General features: G+C 73.7%; 2 protein-coding genes. Both read right to left on the reverse strand.

The annotated features are described in order from the left end of the window. Positions 1–13: 13 nt before the first annotated feature. Positions 14–11731: an amino acid adenylation domain-containing protein gene (locus BLV72_RS14610; RefSeq protein WP_093462728.1), complete on the reverse strand. Its 11718-nt coding sequence runs from the start codon at positions 11729–11731 to the stop codon at positions 14–16. A 154-nt stretch (positions 11732–11885) separates the two neighbouring features. Continuing rightward, on the reverse strand, positions 11886–22892 hold the full coding sequence (locus tag BLV72_RS14615; RefSeq protein ID WP_093462730.1) for a non-ribosomal peptide synthetase: 11007 nt from the start codon (positions 22890–22892) through the stop codon (positions 11886–11888). Between the last annotated feature and the right edge of the window lie 77 nt (positions 22893–22969).

The following is a 22969-nucleotide window of genomic DNA, read 5'->3' on the forward strand; positions in this document are numbered from 1 at the left end:
TCCACCAATCGGGTCACTTGAGTTCCCGGAGCTTCTCGTTGAGTACGCGGCCGATCTCGGCGGCCGGTTCGGGCCGCATCAGGTACGGGTGGGCACAGCCGATCCGCCGGTACTCGATCCGTCCGTCGACATGGGGCCGCCACCGCTCGGCGCGCGCGGCCAGGTCGGCCGCGGGCACCGACGGGTCCTCCTCGGCCACCAGCACCAGCAGGTCGCCCCGGTAGGGGGCCGGTTCATAGGCCATGAACAGCCGGCGGTTGTTGGCGAAGGCACGGGCCAGGGCGGCCACGTTGTCCTCGTCCAGGCTGGCCAGCACGGACTGCCGGTCCCGCAGCATGGTCACCACCTGGCCGTGCGTCAGCCGCGCGTCCCCCAGGGCATCCACGTCGTAGCCCTCGAAGTCCAGCAGCACCCGCAGCGCGTCCTGTTCGTCCGGCAGCCGGTCGGGCAGCGGCTGGGAGCGGTCGAGCGGGAACTCGTCCAGGTTGACCAGCAGTGCCACCTCCTCGCCCGCGGCCTGCAGCAGCGCCGCCATGGCGTGGATGACCGTGCCGCCGAGCGACCAGCCGAGCAGGGCGTACGGTCCGGTGGGCTGGACCCGGCGGATCTGGGCGACATAGTCGGCCGCCATCTCCTCCAGGGTCGCGGGGAGCGCGTCCGCCTCGCCGCCCAGGCCGCGGGACTGCAGCCCGTAGACCGGGTGCTCGGCGTCCACGCTCCGCAGCAGCGCCGAGTAGCTCCAGCTCAGCCCGCCCGCGGGGTGGACACAGAACAGCGGGGTGCGGCTGCCGTGCTCGCGCAGCGGAAGCAGCACATCGAGCGAATCCTGCTCCGCGTCGCCGCCGAGCTTCTGGGCCAGTTCGGCGACGGTGGGCGCGGTCAGCACCGTCCGCATGCCGAGCTTCACGCCGAACGCCGACCGGATCCGGTTGACCAAGCCCATCGACATGATGCTGTCGCCGCCCAGGTCGAAGAAGCTGTCGTGGACGCCCACCACGTCAAGACCCAGCGCCTCCCGGAACAGCCCGCACAGGATCTCCTCCTGCGGGGTGCGCGGGCCGCTCCAGTCGCGGGGGTTGTAGTCGGGTGCGGGCAGCGCCTTGCGGTCGACCTTCCCGTTGGCGTTCAGTGGCAGCTCGTCGAGCACCATGAACGCGGCCGGGACCATGTAGTCCGGTACGGCCGCGGCCAGCCGCTCACGGACCGCCGCGGTGTCCAGCCCGCTGCCCGCCGCCGGCACCAGATAGGCGGCCAGCCGCTTGCCCGCGCCCTCGTCGCCGCGCAGCACGACCGTGGCGCGGCCCACCTCGGGGTCCCGGGCCAGCGCGGCCTCGATCTCGCCGAGTTCCACGCGGTAGCCGCGGACCTTGACCTGCTCGTCCACCCGGCCCAGGTACTCCAGCTGCCCGTCCGCGTTCCAGCGCGCCAGATCGCCGGTGCGGTACAGCCGGCCGCCCGGCGCGCCGAACGGATCGGCCACGAACCGGGCCGCCGTCAGAGCGGGCCGGCCCAGATAGCCGCGGGCCAGCTGGCCGCCGCCGATGTAGAGCTCGCCGACGGCGCCGCGCGGCGCGGGCCGCAGCCCCGCGTCGAGCACATACAGCCGGGTGTTGGGAGTGGGCCGGCCGATCGGCACCGCGCCGGACGGGGTCTCCTCGCCCGGCTCCAGCCGCAGCACGGCGCAGCCGACGGTGGCCTCGGTGGGCCCGTACTCGTTCACCACGGCCACGTCCGGGTGGGCGGCGCGCCAGGGGGCCAGCGCCTCGCCCAGCAGCTGCTCACCGCCGATCACCAGCTCACGGGTCGGGGAGCACTCCGGGTCCACACCGGCCAGCAGCGGCAGATGCGACGGGGTGACCTTGCAGAACGCGGGCCGGACCCGCCCTTCCGCGGGCTGCTCCAGCTCCGCCACCTGCACACAGCCGCCGGTCGTCAGCGGGCCGAACAGCGAGGTGACCGCCATGTCGAAGGAGACCGGCGAGTGCAGCAGGGCCCGCTCTCCGAGCGAGGGGTACGCCTCGGCGGCGTAGTCGAGGTACTGGGCGAACGAACGGTGCTCCACCACGACGCCCTTGGGCCGCCCGGTGGACCCCGAGGTGTAGATCACATACGCGGGGCTCTCCGCATGCCACCGCCGACCTGCGGGGACGGCAGGGGCGGGCGCGTCCGAGGGCCGGTCCAGCAGCCGCACCGGCGCCGCCGTCTCCGGCAGGCCGGGCGCAATCTCCGAGCGGGTCAGCACCAGCACCGGAGCCGCGTCGGTGAGGACGTGCGCCAGCCGGTCGGCCGGGTCGCCCGGGTCCACGGGCAGATAGCCGCCGCCCGCCTTGAGCACCGCGAGGGCGGCGATCACCAGGTCCGCCGAGCGCGGCAGGGCCAGCGCCACCAGCCGCTCGGGGCCCACCCCGGCCCCGATCAGCTCGGCGGCCAGGCGGTCGGCGGCCGCGTCGAGCCGCGCGTAGCTGAGCCGGGTGCCGTCCGCGTCCAGCAGCGCCGGGGCGTTGGGGGTACGGGCGGCCTGGGCCTGGAAGCGCTCGGGCACCAGGGCGCCGGGCGCGGGCCGGGCCGTGGCGGTGAACTCCTCCAGCAGCGTGCGGCGTTCGTCCGTGGCCAGCAGATCGACCCGGTTCACCGGCTGCCCCGGCGCGCCGATCATGGCGTCGAATACCCGCACCAGCCGGTCGCCGATGGCCTCCACGGCGTCGCGGTCCACGACGTCCGGCCGGTAGCCCAGTCGCAGCCGCAGGGCGCGTCCCGGCATCGCCACCAGGCTGATCGGGTAGTGGTTGGCGTCCGAGCCGTAGGTGCCGATGATGCGCAGACCGTCCTCGACGGCCGGCATTCCGTCGCCTTCCAGCGGATAGTTCTCGGTCACCACGATCGTGTCGAACAGCGTGTCCGGCTCGACCAGGCGCAGCACGTCCTGGAGGCCCAGGTAGTGGTGGTCCATCACCGCCGTCTGCTGGCCCCGCAGCCGCTCCAGCAGCGTCGTCCAGGTGTCGGCCGGCTTCAGCTCGGCGCGGACCGGGACGGTGTTGATGAACAGGCCGACCATGGTCTCCACACCCGGGAGGTCCGCGGGGCGGCCGGAGACGATCGCGCCGAACACCACGTCGGTCCGGCCGGTCAGCCCGGACAGCACCACGCTCCAGGCCGCCTGCACGACCGTGTTCAGGGTCACCTCGTGGCGTCGGGCCAGCGCGGTCAGATCCGTGGTGGTGCGTTCGGGGAGTTCCACCAGCAGGTCGCCGGGGACCTCGGCGGTCCGTCCGTCGCTGTCGGGCGCGATGAGCGTCGCACCGTCCACCCCGGAGAGCACCGTGCGCCATGCCTCGCGTGCCGCCTGCTTGTCCTGCCGGCCGAGCCACGCGAGATAGTCGCGGTACGGGGTGACGTCCGGCAGCGCCGACTCGTCGCCGTCCGCCTCGTACAGCGCGAACAGCTCACGTATCAGCAGCGGTCCCGACCAGCCGTCGAGCAGCAGATGGTGATTGGTCATCAGGAACCGGGCCAGCCGGTCGCCCATGTGGATCAGGGTGAAGCGCAGCAGCGGCGGCCGCTCGGGGTCGAACCGGCGCACCCGGTCCTCGTCCATCAGCGCGTCCAGCCGGGCGGCCCGCTCCGCCTCCGGCAGATGGCCGAAGTCCAGCTCGGTCCAGGGCAGGTCGAGGTCGCCCGCCACCACCTGCACGGGGCGGCTCAGCCCCTGCTGGCGGAAGCCCGCGCGCAGGTTGGCGTGGCGCCGCAGCAGGGTCCGCGCCGCGCCGCGCAGCCTGTCCGCGTCCAGGGGGCCCGCGAGGTCGATGCCGAGCTGCACGGTGTAGAGGTCGGGCTCGTCCTCGTCGAACTGGGCGTGGAAGAGCAGCCCCTCCTGCATCGGCGTGAGCGGCAGGACGTCCTCCAGCCGCTCCGCCCCCGCGGACTCGACCGCCTCGATCTCGTCCTGGGTCAGCGGGACCAGCGTCAGGTCGGAGGGGCTGTAGCCGCCCGCCTGCGGCCCCTCGGCGTGCCTGACCAGGGCGGTGAGCGCGGTCAGCCAGTTCTGGCCCAGCTCGCGGACCTCGTCCTCGCTCAGCAGCTCGCCCGCCCAGGACACATCGGCGACCAGACGAGGGCCGTCCGGCAGGTCCTGGGTCATCGCGGTGATGTCGACGGTGTGCGCGAGCGGGCGCTCGGGGTCGCTGCCGCCGTCGAGGTCGAAGCCGTCCGGGGCCGGCCCCTCGGCCGAGGTGGCCTCCGCGGTCGCCACGGCGGCGGGGAAGCGGCCCAGGTAGTTGAAGCTGATCTGGGGCTCGGGCAGCCGCGACAGCACCGGAGCGGTCTGCGGGTTGAGGTACCGCAGCAGACCGTAACCGATCCCGTTGTCGGGCAGGGCGTGCAGTTGCTCCTTGACCCGCTTGAGCACCCGGCCGGTCGCCGGACCGCCCGCGCGGTACTCGTCCCAGTCGTGCGGGCCGGGGTCGAGCCGTACCGGGAACAGGCTGGTGAACCAGCCGACGGTCCGGGACAGGTCGATGCCCTCGTCGAGCTCTTCACGGCCGTGGCCCTCCAGGTTGACCAGGAGATGGCCGGCTCGGTGGCCCCGCTGTGCGCGCCACTGGGTGACGGCGGCCGCGAACGCGCTCAGCAGGACATCGTTCATCCGGGCGTGGAACGCGGCGGGCACGGTGGTGAGCAGGGCCGAGGTCTGCTCGGTGGGCAGCGTGAGGATCAGCCGCCTGGTCGTCGCCGTGATGTCCCGGGCGGGGTCGAGCGGCCGGTCGGCGAGCGCCGGGTCGGGCTCGGCGAGGGTGTCCAGCCAGAACTTCAGCTCCTCGATCCGCTCCGGCCGCTGGGCGGCGTCGGTGAGCCGCTGCGCCCACTCCCGGAACGAGGTGCCGACGGCGTCGAGCCCGGAGGTTCCGCCGTCCGTCCGCGACCACGCCGTGGTCAGGTCCGGCAGCAGGATGCGCCAGGAAACGCCGTCGACCGCCAGGTGGTGGATGGTGAGCAGCAGCTTGCCGGCGACGTCCGGGCCGGCGTCGAACCAGACGGCCTGGAGCATCAGCCCCGCCTCGGGGTCGAGCCGGTCCCAGGCGCCCTTGGTCTCCTCCGCCATACGGGCCCGGGCCCGCTCCTCGTCCAGCCCGGTCAGATCGACCCGGCGCAGGCAGTCCGCCGCCCGGACCGCGCCACGCTCGGGAACCTCCAGGTTCCACACCACGCCACCGGTGCGGCGCAGCCGCATCCGCAGCGCGTCGTGGTGGTCGAGCACCGTCTGCAACCCCGCCCGCAGGCGCTGCTCGCCGAGGCCGGCCGGGACCATGACCACGTTGGTCTGGCTGAACCGGTCGGGGCGGCCGCCCCGTTCGCGCATCCAGTGGATGATCGGCGTCAGCGGTACGTCGCCGATCCCCGCGGAGGCAGCCACGGGCTCGGCCGCGGCCTCCGCGGGAGCGTCCTCGCCGGCCGTGGCCTTGGCGAGGCCGGCCACCGTCTTGTGCTCGAACACATCCCGCGGCGTCAGCTTGACGCCCGCGTCACGCGCCCGGCGCACCAGCTGGATGGACATGATGCTGTCCCCGCCGGTGTCGAAGAAGCTGTCGTGGATGCCGACCCGCTCCAGCCCGAGGACCTCCGCGAACAATGAGCACAGCAGCTCTTCCCGGGGGGTGCGCGGCCCGTCGGTCGGGGCGGCGGCGCCCACGTACTCCGGCTCGGGCAGCGCCTTGCGGTCGGTCTTGCCGTTGGGGGTCAGCGGCAGCGCGTCGAGCACCACCACCGCGGCGGGCACCATGTAGTCCGGGAGCGCGGTGGCCGCGTGGGCGCGCAGCTCGGCGCCGTCCAGCGGTGCGGCGCCCGTCTCGGGCACCACATAGGCCACCAGCCGCTGGTCCCCCGGGCGGTCCTCACGCACCAGCACCTCCGCCTGCGCCACCGAGGGGCGGCTCAGCAGGACGGAGCGGATCTCGCCGGGCTCGATCCGGAAGCCGTGCAGCTTGACCTGCTCATCGGCGCGGCCGAGGAACATCAGCCGCCCGTCACGGGTCCACTTGGCCAGGTCGCCGGTGCGGTACATCCGGCTGCCGGCCGGGCCGGACGGATCGGCGACGAAGCGCTCGGCGCTGGTGCCGGGGCGGCCGAGGTAGCCGCGGGCGAGCCCGTCGCCCGCGATGTAGAGCTCACCGGCCATACCGGTGGCCACCGGCCGCAGTTCGGCGTCCAGCACATGGACCCGGGTGTTCGGGATCGGCGTGCCGATGGGTGGCTCGGCCACCCCGGACAGCGGTGCGCTGATGGTGGCGCACACCGTGGTCTCGGTCGGGCCGTAGGCGTTGACCATCCGCCGCCCGGCCGACCAGCGGCCGGCCAGCTCCGGCGGGGTCGCCTCACCGGCGACCAGCAGGGTGGTGCCCGCCGGCACCTCGCCGTCGCCCATCACCCCGAGCGCGGCGGGCGGAATGGTCGCCTGGGTGACGCGCTGCTCGGCGAGGAGCCCGGCCAGCGGGGCGCCCGGGTCCAGGCGCTCGGGCGGCGCCATCACCAGGGTCGCGCCGACCGGCAGCGACTGGCACAGCTCGGCGAACGCCGCGTCGAAGCTCGGCGAGGCGAACTGCAGCACCCGGCTGCCCGGGCCCAGCCCCAGCGCCTCGGCGTAGCCGGTGGCCAGGGCGGCGACACCGGTGTGCGAGACCACCACGCCCTTGGGCCTGCCGGTGGACCCGGAGGTGTAGATCACATACGCGGGGTGGCGTACCGACACCCACACCTGGGGCGCGGTGTCCGCCGCCCCGGCGACCCGGGCGGCCGTGGCCTCGTCGTCGAGGACCAGCACCGTGGCCGAGCCGGTGGACGGCAGGGTGGCCGCGATGGCCCGGGTGGTGACGACCACGCCGGGGCGGGCGTCGGAGAGCATGTAGGCCAGGCGCTCGGCGGGATAGGCCGGGTCCAGCGGCAGATAGGCCGCGCCGGCCTTGTGCACCGCCAGCACCGCGGCCGGCCACTCCTGCGAGCGGGGCAGCGCGAGGGCCACGAACCCCTCGGGTCCGGCGCCTTCGGCGCACAGGACGTGGGCGAGCCGGTTGGCCCGGCGGTCGAGTTCGGCGTAGGACAGCTCGCCGCCCTCGAAGGCCACCGCGGGGGCGTCGGGGTCTTTCGCCACCTGCCGGGCGAACAGCTCGGGGAAGGTGGCCCGGCCGAGGCCGGGGCGGCCGGTGTCGTTGACCCGGGAGAGCATCGTCCGCTCGTCCTCGGTCAGCACGGACAGGTCCTGTACGCGCAGCTCGGGGTCGGCGGCCACCCGCTCCAGCAGCCGCTCCAGCCGGCCGAAGAGGTCCACGACCGTCCGGCGGTCGAAGAGGTCCAGCCGGAAGTCGACCAGCGCCTGCATCCCGTTCGGGCCGCCGTCGGCGGTGGTCCGCTCGTTGAAGGTGAACGCGAGGTCGAACTGGGTGGCGTTCACCGGCACCGGATACGCCTCGGCGTCGACCCCGGGCAGACCGACCGGCGCGCTGCCCGCGGCCTCGACGTTCTGCACGTTCAGCCAGATCTGGAACAGCGGGTGCCAGGCCAGCGAGCGCTCCGGGTTGAGGAGCTCGACCAGCCGCTCGAAGGGCACCTCCTGGTTGGCGTACGCGGCGAGGTCGTACTCGCGGACGCGGTCCAGCAGCTCCCGGAAGGTCGGGGCGCCGGAGGTGTCGGTGCGCAGCACCAGCGTGTTGACGAAGAAGCCGATCATCCCCTCGAGCGCCTTGTCGTTGCGCCCGGCGATCGGCGAGCCCATGGGGATGTCGGAGCCCGCGCCGAGCGCCGAGAGCAGCGAGGCCAGACCGGCCTGGAGCACCATGAAGAGGCTGGTCCCGGTCTTCCGCGCGACGAGGGTCAGCGCCCGGTGCAGCTCCGGGGAGATGTCCATCTCGACCGTCTCGGCGGTGTAGTCCGCCTCCGGGGGCCTGGGGCGGTCCGTCGGCAGCGCCAGCACATCGGGGATGCCCTCCAGCCGCTTGCGCCAGAAGTCGAGCTGCTGGGCGACCGGGCTCTCCGGATCATCCTCCTCGCCCAGCACCTCGTAGTTCCACATCGTGTAGTCGGCGTACTGGGCGGGCGGCGGCTCCCAGGCCGGTGCCGCTCCCTGGGCCCTGGCCAGATAGGCGGAGGTGAGATCGCCGGCCAGCGGGCCGACCGACCAGCCGTCGCCCGCGATGTGGTGGAGGAGCAGCAGCAGGACGTGGTCCTCCGGGCCGATCCGGAACAGGGTCACCCGCAGCGGGGTCTCGGTCGCCAGGTCGAAGTCGCGCGCCGCCTGCTCCGCGATCGCCGTGTCCAGGTCCCGCTCGTCCACGGCGGTGACGACCAGGTCGGTCGCCCCCCGCTCCGGGCTCAGGATCAGCTGCCGGGCCGCCCCGTCGGTCTCGGGGAAGATCGTGCGCAGGGTCTCGTGCCGGGCCGTGACGTCGCGGACGGCCGCCCGCAGCGCCTCCTGGTCCAGCCGTCCCCTCAGCCGCAGGCCGATGCTGATGTTGTGGGCCGCGGCGCCGTGTTCGAACCGGTTGAGGAACCACAGACGGCGCTGTGCGTAGGACAGCGGGATCCGCTCGGGCCGCTCCACCGCGCGCACCGGCGGCCGGGCCGCGTCGGCGCCGCGCAGCCGGGCCGCCAGCCGGGCCACCGTGGGGGCCTCCCACAGGACCCGCAGCGGCAGCTCCACGGCGAACGCCGCCCGGGCCCGGCTGACCAGCCGGGTGGCGTGCAGCGAATGCCCGCCCAGCTCGAAGAAGTCGTCGTGGATGCCGACCGCGTCCAGGTCCAGCGTCTCCATGAACAGCCCGCACAGGATCTCCTCCTGCGGGGTGCGCGGGGCGGCGCCGGTGGACAGCTCGCCGAAGTCGGGCGCGGGCAGCGCCTTGCGGTCGGTCTTGCCATTGGGGGTCAACGGCAGCGCGTCCAGCACCATGAACGCCGAGGGCATCATGTACTCCGGCAGCCGCGCGGCGACGGACCGGCGCAGCGCGGGCACCGGCACCGCCGCGCCCGGGGCCGCGACGACGTACGCCACCAGCCGCTGCTCGCCCGACCCGGCCTCGCGGGCCACGACCGCCACCTGGGCGACCTCGGGCAGTTCGGCGAGCACGGTCTCGATCTCGCCCAGCTCGATGCGGAAGCCGCGCACCTTGACCTGGTCGTCGGTGCGGCCGGCGAACTCCAGCTCCCCGTCGTCCGTCCACCGGGCCACGTCACCGGTTCGGTACATCCGGGTGCCGGGCGCGCCGAAGGGGCAGGCGACGAACCGCTCCGCGGTCAGGTCCGGACGGCCCGCGTAGCCGCGCGCCACGCCCCGCCCGGCGATGTAGAGGTCGCCGAGGACCCCGGGCGGGGCCGGTGACAGTCCGGCGTCCAGGACATAGACCTGGGTGCTCGCGATGGGCCTGCCGATGGCCGGGGGGCCGGACACCTCGGCGAGGCGGGCGGCGGTCGACCATACGGTGGTCTCGGTGGGGCCGTACAGGTTCGTCACCTCGGGGGCGAGTTCGCACAGCCGGGAGGCGAGCCCGGCGGGCAGCGCCTCGCCGCCGACCAGCACCCGCAGCCCGGAGAGCGCCTCGGGGTGCTGGGACACCAGTGCCTGCCACAGGGTGGGGGTCGCCTGCATGACCGAGGCGCCGGTGCTCTTCAGCAGCGCGGCCAGCCCGGGGACGTCGATCACCTCGTCCCGGGTGGCCAGGACCACCCCGGCGCCGGAGACCAGCGGGGTGTACAGCTCCAGGCCCGCGATGTCGAAGGCGATGGTGGTCACGGCGGCCAGCCGGTCCCCGGGCCGCAGGGCGAACCGGTCCCGCATGTCCTGGACGAAGTTGGTGAGGTTGTCCCGGGTGACGACGACCCCCTTGGGCCGGCCGGTGGAACCCGAGGTGTAGATGGTGTACGCGGGGTGGTCCCCCGCCACCGGGGCGAGCCCCGGGGACTCGCCGGACAGGGCGGCCAGCCGGTCGCGGACCGCCGGGTCGTCCAGCAGCACCCGCGCCGCGCCACCGGCCGCGGGCACCGAGGTCACCGAGGAGTCGGTCACCACCACCGCGGGCGCGGCGTCGGTCATGATGTACTCGACGCGCTCGGCCGGGTATTCGGGGTCCAGCGGGATGTACGCACCGCCGGTCTTCCCCACCGCGAGCAGCGTGGCCACCAGGTCCGCCCCGCGCGGCAGCGCCACCGCCACCCGCGTCTCGGGGCCGACGCCGAGCCCGGACAGCAGCCGGGCCAGCCGGTTGGCGCGGGCGTCCAGTTCGCCGTAGGACACCTCGGCCCCGTCCGCGACCAGGGCCACCGCCGCCGGGTCGGCGGCCACCGCGGCCTCGAACAGCGCGGGCACCGAGGTGTCCGGGGCCCCGGCGTCGGGCTCGTTCCAGCCGTCCAGGACGGTGCGCAGCAGCTCGGGCGCGAGCACTTCGGTGCGGCCCACCGGGAGGGACGGGTCCGCCTCGATCCGCTCCAGCATGCGGCAGAAGCCGTCCAGCAGGGCCCGCGCCCGCTCGGCCGGGTACAGATCGGGCCGGTAGCCCAGGCGCAGCCGCAGGGTGGGGCCGGGGGTCGGGAACAGGGTGAGCGCGTAGTGGGTGGCGTCCTGGCCGGTGATGTCGGTGATCCGCGGCCCGTCGATGGGCTCGGTGATGCCGTCGGAGTCCAGCGGGTAGTTCTCGAAGACGACCAGCGTGTCGAAGAGTTCACCGGTGACCGGCGTGGACTCCTGCACGGCGGACAGCGGCAGGTGGTGGTGGTCCAGCAGCGCGGCCTGCTGTCGCTGGACCGCCGTCAGCAGCTCGGTCCAGGGAGCGCCGTGGTCCACCCGCACCCGGACCGGCAGGGTGTTGATGAACAGCCCCACCATGGACTCCACCCCGGGGATGTCCGCCGGGCGCCCGGACACGGTGGCGCCGAACACCACGTCGCCGCGGCCGGTCAACCGGCCGATCAGGACGCCCCAGGCGCTCTGCACCAGCGTGTTCAGGGTGACACCGGCGGAGCGGGCGAGTTCACCGAGCCGGGCGGTGAGGTCCGCGGGCACCTCGGCGACCAGGTCCTCGGGCAGCACCTCCGCGCCGGGGCCCGCATCGGGCACCAGGAGTGTGGCCGAGTCCACCCCCGCGAGCGCCTCCTGCCAGGCCCGCTTCGCCGCGGCCTTGTCCTGCCGGGCCAGCCAGGCGAGATAGGTGCGGTAGGGGGTGACCGGCGGCAGGGTGGTGTCCTCGCCGCCCGCGCGGTAGTGCTGGAACAGCTCCTGCATCACCAGCGGGGCGGACCATCCGTCCAGCAGGATGTGGTGGGCGGTGAGGACCAGCCAGAAGGCGTCGGCCGCGACCTTGATCATGGTGACCCGCAGCAGCGGCGGCCGCTCCATGTCGAAGCGCCGCTCGCGGTCCCCGGCGGCGAACTCCCGGACCTTCGCCCGCTGCTCCTCCTCGGCGAGGTCACTGAAGTCCAGCTCGGTGACCGGGAGTTCGAGGTCCCGGAGGATCACCTGCATCGGGTCGCCGGTCGTACGACGCCGGAATCCCGCGCGCAGGCTCGCATGCCGCCGTATCAGGGTGGCCGCCGCGCGGCGCACCGCCGGGGCGTCCACCGGGCCCTGGATCCTCACCGCCAGCTGCACCGTGTAGACGTCGAGCGCGTCCGCGTCCTCGGAGTACTGCGCGTGGAAGAGCAGCCCTTCCTGGAGCGGCGACAAAGGCAGAAGGTCCTCGATACGTGTCTGCTTCACTGCACAGGCTCCCTGGGCGTCTTCGTAATGCGATGTGTGACGAGTGCGCAGTCGGATCGGCGGGGCCCTTCTCGCCCGTCGGCGAGGCCCGCCGATCCGACCGTAATGGCGCTGCGGCCCGGCGAAAGCCGCACATAAACAACTCCGAAGTGGGCTACTGCCAGTTGTCCAGTTCGCTCGCGAGCTGGTCCAACTCGTCCTGGCTGACCTCGATCAGATCCATGTCGGACGGGGTGTGGCGGACGCCCTGCGGGGTGTCGGCGTGGCGGGCCAGCGCCTCCAGCGCCCGGATCCACGCCTGTGCGAGGTCCCGCACCACGGCCTCCTCCAGCAGCGCCGAGGGCCACTGCCAGAGCACCGACAGCTCGGGGCCTTCCGGGCCGTCCTGGGTGGACGCGGTGACCTCCAGCGCGTGGGCGACCGGCATGTCCGGATCCTCGCCGCCGACCGCGCCCGCCTCGGGGGCGAGCGCCCAGTCGGCGGCCTCGGGCGTGCCCGAGGAGTTGAACCGCCCCAGGTAGTTGAACCCGATCTGCGGCTCGGCCAGGCCCCGCAGCGAGGGCGCGGTGTCCGGGTTGAGATGGCGCAGCAGGCCGTAGCCGACGCCGTTGTCGGGCACCTGGCGCAGCTGCTCCTTGATCCGGGCGAGGACGTCGCCGACGGTCGCCCCACCGGTCCACACCTCGCCCCAGTCGATCCGCCCGGGGTCCAGGAACAGCGGGTACATGCTGGTGAACCAGCCGACCGTACGGGACAGTTCGGTGTGCTCGGCGATCTCCTCGCGGCCGTGGCCCTCGAGGGCCACCAGCAGCCCGCCCGTGGCCCCGCCGAAGTGCCGGCGGCGCCAGTCGGCCACCGCCAGGGTCAGCCCGGTGAGCAGCACGTCGTTGACGGACGCGCGGAACATCTCGGGCAGCCGGGTGAGCAGGGTCCGGGTGGTGTCCGCGGACAGCGCCATGGTGATCGCGCGCTGAGTGCGGGTGAGGTCCCGGGACGGGTCGATGGTCAGCTCGGCCAGTGGCTCCGGGGCCTGGGCGAGGCGGCCGCGCCAGACCGGGAGTTCGGCGATCCGCTCCGGCGTCACGGCTTCCTCGGCCAGCGTCCGCGACCAGCGGCGCAAGGAGGTGCCCACCGGGTCGAGTGCGGGGGTGCGCCCGTCCCGTACCGCCTCCCAGGCCCGTGCCAGGTCGGGCAGCAGGATCCGCCAGGAGACGCCGTCGACGACGAGGTGGTGCAGCGAGAACCACAGCCTGCCGCGCTCACCGGGCCCGGCGTCGAACCACACGAACTGGGCCATCGTGCCGTCCTCGGGGGCGAGCCGGCCCACCGCCGCGTCGCTGTGCTCGGCGAGGCGGGCGCTGCGCGCCGCGTCGTCCAGGCCGGTGAGGTCGACCCGCCGGATCAGGTCCGCGGCGCGGACCGCGCCGCGGGCCGCCACCTCCAGCGACCAGTCCCCTTCGGTCCGGTTCAGCCGCGCCCGCAGGGCGTCGTGGTGGTCCAGCAGCGTCTGCACGGCGGTGACCAGCCGGTCCAGGTCCAGCTCTGCGGGCGTCTGGAGCAGCATCGACTGGTGGAACCGGTCGATGGGCCCGTTCCGCTCGCTGAGCCAGTGCAGGATCGGGATCGCGGGGATCTCCCCGATACCGGCGTCCGGGTCCTCCGCCTCGGCCTCGGGGACGGTGCCCGCGGCGGCCGCGAGGGCGGCGACCGTCTGGTGGCGGAAGACGTCCTTCGGGGTGAAGACCAGCCCCGCGGCGCGCGCCCTGGCCACCAGCTGGATCGAGACGATGCTGTCGCCGCCCAGGTAGAAGAAGCTGTCGTCGACGCCGACTTCCTCGACCCCGAGCCCCAGTACCTCCGCGACCAGCCGGCGCAGGGTCTCCTCACGGGCGCCGCTCGGCGCACGGGAGGTGCCGCCCTGCTCCGGTGCGGGCAGCGCCTTGCGGTCGATCTTTCCGCTGGTGGTCAGCGGAAGCGTGTCGAGCGTGACGAACGCCGCCGGAACCATGTAGTCGGGCAGCCGTCGCGCCAGCCCGGCCCGCAGTGCGTCGATGTCGAGGTCGTCCGCCCCGGCGGTGGGCACCACATAGGCCGTCAGCAGCCGCACCCCCGGGCGGTCCTCGCGCACGATGGTGGTGGCGCGGTGCACCTCGGGGTGGTCGGAGAGGGCCGCGGTGATCTCGCCCAGCTCGATCCGCAGCCCGCGCAGCTTCACCTGGTCGTCGGTGCGCCCGATGAACTCCAGCTCGCCGTCGGCGCGCCGGCGCACCAGGTCGCCGGAGCGGTACATCCGCGATCCGGGCGGCCCGAACGGGTCGGCCACATAGCGCTCGGCGGTCAGTCCGGCGCGGTTGAGGTAGCCGCGGGCCAGCGAGACGCCCGCGATGTGCAACTCGCCCACGCAGCCGAGCGGTACCGGGCGGAGCCGCTCGTCCAGCACATGCAGCCGCGAGTCGGCGACGGGCGCGCCGAGCGCCGGTACGGCGTCGTCGGTCAGCAGCCCGCTCATCGCCGCCACGCAGGTGGTCTCGGTCGGGCCGTACACATTGTGCATCCGCACCGTGTCCCGCCACCGGCCGATCAGCTCCGGTCCGAAGGACTCACCGCCGACGACGATCTCCATGCCCTCGGGCAGCCCGCCCTCGGGCAGCGCGGCCAGGGAGGCGGGGGTGATGAAGGCGTGGGTGACGCCGTACTCGGCGCACAGGTCCGGATACGCCTGTCCGGACGTCGGCCGCTCGGCCGGGACGACCACCAGCGCGCCGCCCACCAGCAGGCTCATGGCCAGCTCCAGGAACGCCGCGTCGAAGCTGGCCGAGGCCAGCTGCGGCACCCGGGCACCCGGGCCGACGCCCGCCCGCTCCACCAGCGTCGCGCACAGCTGCGCCACTCCGGCGTGGGTCACGGTCACACCCTTGGGCCTGCCGGTCGACCCGGAGGTGTAGATGACGTAGGCGGGGTGCTGGGGCGACAGGGCGCCGGGGGGCACGGACACGTCGGCCGTGTCAGCGGCCGCCACCCCGTCCAGCGTGTCGAACAGCGCCGTGGGCACGGTGGTCCGCGGCAGCCGTCCGGCCACGGAACCGGAGGTCAGCAGCAGGGCGGGCTCGGCGTCGTCGAGCATGTACCCGATGCGGTCGCTCGGCAGCTCCGGGTTGATCGGCAGATAGGCCGCCCCCGCCCGCACCACCGCGAGCAGCGAGACGATCAGCTCCGGTGACCGCGGCAGCGCCACCGCCACCAGCTTCTCCGGTCCCGCTCCCCGCGCGGCCAGCGCCCGGGCGATCCGCTCGACCCTCGCGTCGAGTTCGGCGAAGGTCCAGGTCCCTTCCTCGGTCAGCAGGGCCGGTGCGTCCGGGGTGCGGGCAACCCACCCGGCGAACAGCTCCGCCATGGTGGCGGCGGGCACCTCGCGGACCGCGGCGTCGTTCCACTCCTCGACGATCCGGTGGCGCTCCCCGGGCAGCAGCACGTCCAGCCGGTCCACCGGGGCGGACGGATCGGCGACGGCGGCGGCCAGCAGCCGCGCCAGCCGGTCCACCAGCATCCGCACCGTGTCCCGTTCGAACAGGTCGGTGCTGTAGGTGAGCGCCCCCTCGATCCCCGCGGGCGCGCCGTCGTCCGTATGGGTCTCCGACAGGGTGAAGGACAGGTCGAACTTGGCCACGTCATGGCCGATCGGCTGCGGCGCCGCGACCACCCCGGGCAGGTCGACCCGGCCCTCGGCGGTGTTCTGGAACGCCAGCATCACCTGGAACAGCGGATGCCGGGACGCCGAGCGCTCGGGGTTGATCAGCTCGACCAGCCGCTCGAACGGCAGGTCCTGGTGGGCGTAGGCGCCCAGGTCGGTCTCCCGCACCCGCTCCAGCAGCTGGGCGAAGGTCGGGTCGCCGGAGACATCGGTGCGCAGCACCAGCGTGTTGACGAAGAAGCCGACCAGGTCGTCCAGGGCGTCGTCGGTGCGGCCCGCGATCGCCGTGCCGAGCGGGATGTCGGTGCCCGCGCCGAGCCTGCTGAGCAGCGCCGCGAGTCCCGCCTGTACGGCCATGAAGAGGCTGGCCCGGTGCTCCATGGCCAGCTCGCGCAGGCCGCGGTGCACCTCGGCGTCGAAGCGGAAGGTGACCATGTCGCCGCGGTAGCTGATGGCGGGCGGACGGCGGTGGTCGGCGGGCAGCGCCAGCTCCTCCGGCGCCCCTTCCAGCGCCGACCGCCAGAACGCGGCCTGCCGGGAGATGGTGCTCTCCGGGTCGTCCTCGCTGCCCAGCACCTCGTGCTGCCAGAGCGTGTAGTCGGCGTACTGCACGGGCAGCGGGGTGAACTCCGGGGCGCGGCCGGCGCTCCGGGCCGCGTAGGCGGCGGACAGATCGCGGCCCAGCGGGGCCATGGACCAGCCGTCGCCCGCGATGTGGTGGACCACCAGCGCCAGTACGTGCTCGGTCCGGCCGAGCGCGAACAGCCGCGCCCGTACCGGGATCTCGGTGGCGATGTCGAACGCGTACCCGGCGGCCTCGGTGAGCGCCGCCTCCAGACCGGCCTCGGTGACCTCGGCCACCGGCAGCTCGGGCACCACGTCCAGCACCACCTGGCGGGGGCGGCCGGCCACCTCGGGGAAGACGGTGCGCAGACTCTCGTGGCGGGCGACCACATCGGCCAGCGCCGCGCGCAGCGCCTCCCGGTCCAGCTCACCCGTCAGCCGCAGGGCCATCGGCAGGTTGTAGGTGGCGCTGGGCCCCTCGAACCGGCCCAGGAACCACAGCCTGCGCTGGGCGAAGGACAGCGGCACCTCCTCGGGCCGCTCGCGCGCGGTCACCGCCCGCCGCGCCCCGCCCGCGTCGCCGACCAGCCCGGCAAGGCCGGCAGGCGTCGGCGACTCGAACAGGTCGCGCACACTGAGCTCGGCGCCCAGGATCGTACGGATCCGGCTGGTCAGCCGGGTGGCGAGCAGCGAATGGCCGCCGAGGTCGAAGAAGTTGTCGTCCACCCCGGCCTCGGGCACCCCGAGCACCTCGGCGAACAGCCCGCACAGCGCGGCCTCCTGTGGCGTGGCGGGCTCCCGCCGCTCGGCGTCCACCCGTACCGGAGCGGGCAGCGCCCGGCGGTCCAGCTTGCCGTTGGGGGTCAGCGGCAGCGCGTCCAGGGCGACGAACGCGCTGGGCACCATGTACTCGGGCAGGGTGGTGGCCAGGTGCTTGCGCAGTTCGGCCGGGGCCGGGGCGGTCCGGTCGGCCAACGGGACCAGATAGCCGACCAGCTGGGGCGCGCCGGGCCGGTCCTGCCGGGCCAGGACGGCCACCGAGGCGAGGTCGGGATGGGCGGCGAGCGCCGTCTCGATCTCGCCGAGCTCGATCCGGAAGCCGCGCACCTTGACCTGGTGGTCGGCCCGCCCCATGAACTGGAGCGCTCCGTCCTTGCCCCAGCGCACCAGGTCACCGGTGCGGTACAGCCGGGACCCGGCCGGGCCGAAGGGGTCGGCGACGAAGCGCTCCGCGGTGCGGCCCGGCCGCCGCAGATAGCCGCGGGCCAGCCCGGCGCCGGCCAGGTACAGCTCTCCGACGACCCCCGGGGGCACCGGGCCGAGGGCGTCGTCCAGGACGTAGACCCGGTCGTTCCACACCGGGCGGCCGATGGGCGCCGCGGCGGGCCACTCCGCCGGGTCGGCGGGCAGGGTGGTGGCGGTGATCACATGGCTCTCGGTGGGGCCGTAGTGGTTGTGCAGCCGCAGCCACGGGCGTTCGGCGCAGAAGGCGCGCAGCCGCGGGGTGAGCGCCAGCGCCTCGCCCGCCTGGGCGATCACCCGCAGCTCGCCGAGGGCGGCACCGCCCTCGAGGGCGGCCTCCGCGACGGCGTCCACCACCAGGTTGGGGGCGTACAGCTCGTTGATCCGGTGCTCCTCCAGCCACCGGGTGAGGGCGGCGGCGTCGCGGCGCACCGCGTCGTCCGGGACCACCAGCGTCTTGCCCGTGAGCAGGGTGGTCAGGATCTCCTGGGCGGAGACGTCGAAGCTGATCGCGGTGAACTGCGCGACCCGCGTCCCGGCCCCGCCACCGATCTCACCGTGGTGCCAGGCGACCAGGTTGGCCATGGCGCCCGCGGGCATCACGACGCCCTTGGGGCGGCCGGTGGAGCCGGAGGTGTAGATGACGTAGACCGGGGCGGCCGGGTGGAGCGGACGGGTGCGATCCGCGTCGGTGGGGTCGGTCTCCGCCTGGCCGGCCAGGAGGTCGGCGGCCTGCGGTGTGTCGAGGGCGAGGACCGGGGCCCGGTGGCCGCCCGGCAGCACCCCGTCCCTGGTCAGCACCAGCGAGGGCGCCGCGTCGGCCAGCATGAAGGAGACCCGCTCGGCCGGGTACTCCGGGTCGATGGGCAGATAGGCCGCTCCGGTCTTGAGCACCGCGCACACCGCCACCAGCAGCTCCGCCGAGCGCGGCAGCGCGATGCCGACCGTGTTCTCCGGCCCGATGCCCCGTGAGATGAGCGCATGTGCCAGCCGGTTCGCCGCCGCGTTCAGCTCGGCGTACGACATCCGCGTGTCGCCGTGCACCACGGCCGGGGCGTCGGGCAGCGCGTGGGCCTGCCGCTCGAGCAGTTCCGGGAGGAAGGCCCCGTCGAGCTGGTGCCCGGTGTCGTTGTAGGTGGTGAGCTGGCGGTGCCGCTCGATCGGGTCGAGCAGGTCCAGGGCGCCGATCGGCCGCTTCGGGTCCTCGGCCGCCCCGGCCAGCACCCGGATCAGACGGTCGGCGAGCCGCTGGACCGTCTCCCGGTCGAACAGATCGGTGCTGTACTCGATCCACCCGGCCATACCGTCCGGTGCGCCGTCGGGTGTGCGCCGCTCCATCAGCCCGACGAACAGGTCGAACTTGGCCATGTCGCCGAGGTGGTCGTACGGGTCCACCCGCAGGCCCGGCAGCACGAGCTCGGCCGGGCGGTTGTTCTGCACGGTGAACATCACCTGGAACAGCGGGTGGCGCGCCAGGGAGCGCTCGGGGTTGAGCTGCTCGACCAGCCGCTCGAACGGCACGTCCTGGTTGGCGTACGCGGCCAGGTCGGTCTCCCGCACCCGCTGGACCAGCTCGCGGAAGGTCGGGTTGCCGGAGGTGTCGGTGCGCAGCACCAGCGTGTTGAGGAAGAACCCGACCAGTCCGTCCAGGACGTCGTCGGTACGACCGGCGATCGGCGTGCCCACGGGGATGTCGGTGCCCGCGCCGGACCGCGACAACAGCACCGAAAGACCGGCCTGGACCACCATGAACAGGCTGGCCTGGGAGGTGCGGGCGATGGTGAGCAGCCGCTTGTGCAGCTCCTCGGTGAGGTGGAACGTCACGGTGTCGCCCGCGTAGCTCGCCACCGCGGGGCGCGGCCGGTCCACCGGGAGGTTGAGCTCGTCGGGGATCCCGGCCAGGGCATCCGACCAGTAGGCGAACTGCCTCGCGATCGCGCTGTTCTCGTCCGCCTCCTCACCCAGTACGCGCTGCTGCCACAGGGTGTAGTCCACGTAACTCACGGGCAGCGGCTCCCACGACGGCGCGGCGTCCTTCAGCCTGGCCGCGTAGGCGAGCGAGACGTCGTGGCCGAAGACGCCCAGCGACCAGCCGTCCCCGACGATGTGGTGCATCACCACGAGCAGGACGTACGTACGGTCGCCGGTGCGGAAGACGCGCACCCGCAGCGGGAGTTCGTCGGCCAGCCGGAACCCGGCGGCCGCCTCCTCCTTCAGTGCCTCGTCCAGCCGCTCCGGTGCCGCGCTCAGATCCACCAGGGACAGGTCGAGCTCGGCCTCCGCGGGATCCAGCACCCGCTGATACGGGTCGCCGTCCACGTCCGGGAACACCGTCCGCAGGCTCTCGTGCCTGGCCACGACGTCCCTGAAGGCATGGCGCAGCGCGTCCAGGTCCAGTTCACCGGTCAGCCGCACGGTGAGCGGGACGTTGTAGATCGGCTTGGCGCCGTCGAACCGGTCCAGGAACCACAGCCGGCGCTGGGCGAAGGACAGCGGTACCCGCTCGGGACGCGGCCCCGCCTCCAGCGCCGGCCGGCCGTCCACGGCCTGGTGCAGCCGGCGGGCGATCCCGGCGGGCGTGGCCGTCTCGAACACCGCGCGCAGCGACAGCTCCTCGCCGAAGACCGCGCGGGTCCTGGTGACCAGCCGGGTGGCCAGCAGCGAGTGGCCGCCGAGGTCGAAGAAGTCGTCGTCCACCCCCACCTCGGCCACGCCGAGCAGTTCCGCGAAGAGCGCGCACAGGATCTCCTCCTGCGGGGTGCGCGGTCCGCGCCCGGCCGGCCCGGCCGCGCCGGGCTCGGGCAGCGCCTTGCGGTCCAGTTTGCCGTTGGGAGTCAGCGGCAGCGCGTCCAGGGCGACGAACGCCCCGGGCACCATGTACTCGGGCAGCGAGGCGCCCACGTGTTCGCGCAGCACGGTGGGGGCGGGCACCTCTCCACCGCTGACCGGCACCAGATAGGCGACGAGCCGCTTGTCGCCCGGGGTCGGCTCACGCACCACGACCACCGCACGGTCGATCCGCTCGTGCGCGGCCAGGACCGACTCGATCTCCCCCAGCTCGATCCGGAATCCGCGGATCTTGACCTGGTCGTCGGCCCGGCCGGCGAACTCCAGCACGGGATGGTCGCCCTCGGTGTTCCAGCGCACCAGGTCACCGGTGCGGTACATCCGTATCCCGCCGCCCGAATACGGATCGGCGACAAAGCGCTCGGCGGTCACACCGGGCCGGTTCAGATAACCGCGCGCCAGGCAGGGGCCGGAGACGTACAGCTCCCCGGTGACACCCGGCGGCACCGGCCGCAGCGCACCGTCGAGCACCCGCAGCCGCGCGGTGCCGAGGGCGGTGCCCATGGGCGGCGCCACCGCGCCGGAGAGCGGCTCGCTGAGGGTGACGCAGACGGTGCTCTCGGTCGGCCCATAGGCGTTGATCATCGTCCGGCCGCCGGACCACGCCTCGACCAGCTCCGGCGCGGACGCCTCACCGCCGACCACCAGCAGGCGTATCGACGGCAGATCGCCCTCGGTGAGCACGGCCAGCGCGGCGGGCGGGATGAGCGCGTGCGTCACCTGGTGCTCGGCGACCAGGTCGACCAGCGCCCGGCCGGGCCGCAGCCGTGTCGCGGGGGCGAGCACCAGCGCGGCGCCGGTGAGCAGGGCGGTGTAGGTCTCCCAGACGGCGGCGTCGAAGCTGGGCGAGGAGAACTGCAGCACCCGGCTGCCGGGCCCCACCTCGAACCGCTCGACATTGGTGGCGACCAGACCGGCGAGACCGGAGTGCGTCACCATGACGCCCTTCGGACGGCCGGTGGAACCGGAGGTGTAGATGACGTAGGCGGGGTTGGCGGACGTCATCGCCCCCCGCCGCTCGCCCGGCTCGATATCGCTGTCCGGCCTCGCGTCGGTCTCGCGGACGGTGGCCGGGTCGTCCAGCAGCACCCGCGGCGCGGCGCAGCCGTCCGGAATCACCTCTGCCGACGCGGAGGTGGCCAGGACCAGCGCCGGGTCGGAGTCGGTGAGCAGATAGGCGATCCGGTCGGCCGGATAGGAGATGTCCACCGGCAGATAGGCCGCGCCCGCCTTGAGCACCGCCAGCATGGCGACGACCAGCTCGGGAGAGCGCCGCAGGGCGAGCGCGACGACCCGCTCCGGCCCCGCGCCCCGCTCGATCAGGGTGCGGGCCAGGCGGTTGGCGCGGCGGTCCAGTTCGGCGTAGGAGAGGGTGGTGTCCTCGTGGACCAGGGCGACGGCGTCCGGATGCCGCCGTACCTGTTCGGCGAAGAGCGCGGGGATGACGTCACCGCCCGGCAGCGGCTGAGCGGGCATGCCCAGGGCGAGCATGCGCCTCGACTCCGCGTCGCTCAGCAGGGGCAGTCGGCCGATCAGTTGCTCCGGGTCGGCCGCGAAGGCCGCGAAGAGCCGGCGGAAGCGTTCGCCGAGCACCTCGATGTCCTCGCGGGTGAAGATCTCCTGCCGGTAGCCGAAGTGCAGCCGCAGCCCGTCGCCCGGCAGCGCCGCGATGCTCAGCGGGTAGTGGTTGGCGTCGGTGCCCTTGGCGGCGGTCAGCGTGAGGTCACCGGGCAGCTCGGGCAGGTCGTCCCCGCCCATGGGGTAGTTCTCGGTGACGGTCAGCGTGTCGAACAGGGTGCCGTGCCCGGCGGCGCGCTGGATGTCCGGAAGGCTGAGGTGGTGGTGTTCGACCATTCCGGCCGCCTGCCGCTGCACCCCGGTCAGCAGGGACAGCAGGCTCTCCTGCGGGCGCATCCGCACCCGGACGGGCACCGAGTTGATGAACAGGCCGACCATCTGGTCCGCGCCGGCCAGCTCGGCGGGGCGCACCGATACGGTCGAGCCGAACACCACGTCGTCACGGCCGGTCAACTGCCCCAGCAGCAGCGCCCAGCAGCCCTGGAACACCGCGCTCAGCGTGAGGTCGTTGCGCCGGGCGGTCTCCCGCACCCGGGCGGCCAGCTCATCGGGCATGGCGATGACCTGCTCGGCCGGCGCGATCCGCGCCCCGGTGTCGCCGGGCGCGATCAGCGTGGGCTCCTCCACCTCGGCGAGCACGGTGCGCCAGGCGTTCTCCGCCGCCGCCCGGTCCTGCCGTTCCAGCCAGCTCAAGGCTTCGCGGTACGGCGTCACCGGCGGCAGGCCCGAGCCGTCGCCGCGACGGTGGTAGATCTCGAAGAGCTCGAACATGAGCTGGGCGGTGGACCACCCGTCGAGCAGGATGTGATGCGAGTTGAACATCAGCCGGCTGGTGCGCGGACCCAGCTTGATCAGTGTGAAGCGCAGCAACGGCCCGGTCCCCAGGTCGAACCGGTGCGCCGCCTCTTCGGCGGCGAGCCGCTCCAGCTCCCGCTCCTGGGCCGGCTCGTCGAGCCCGGTGAGGTCGAACTCCCGCCAGGGAAGCAGGACTTCCCGCGGAATCACCTGCACCGGCCGGCTCAGCTTCTCGTACCGGAAACTGGCCCGCAGATTGGGGTGCCGGCGCAGCAAAGTGGCCACCGAGTCGCGCATGGCCCCGGCGTCCAGGGGGCCGTCGAGGTCGATCAGGATCTGGGCGACGTAGACATCGAGTTTCTGCTCCCCGTACAGGGTCTGAAACAGCAGACCTTCCTGCAGTGGCCACAGCGGAAGGACGTCGTCGATGGCTGCTCGCGTCATTATGGAAATCTCCACTCGTCATTCCGGGGTCGCCGACAAAAGGGCTCGGTCGCCTGCCACCAGCCTGGATCGCCGAG

It is taken from the genome of Streptomyces melanosporofaciens (assembly GCF_900105695.1).
GTDB lineage: Bacteria > Actinomycetota > Actinomycetes > Streptomycetales > Streptomycetaceae > Streptomyces > Streptomyces antimycoticus.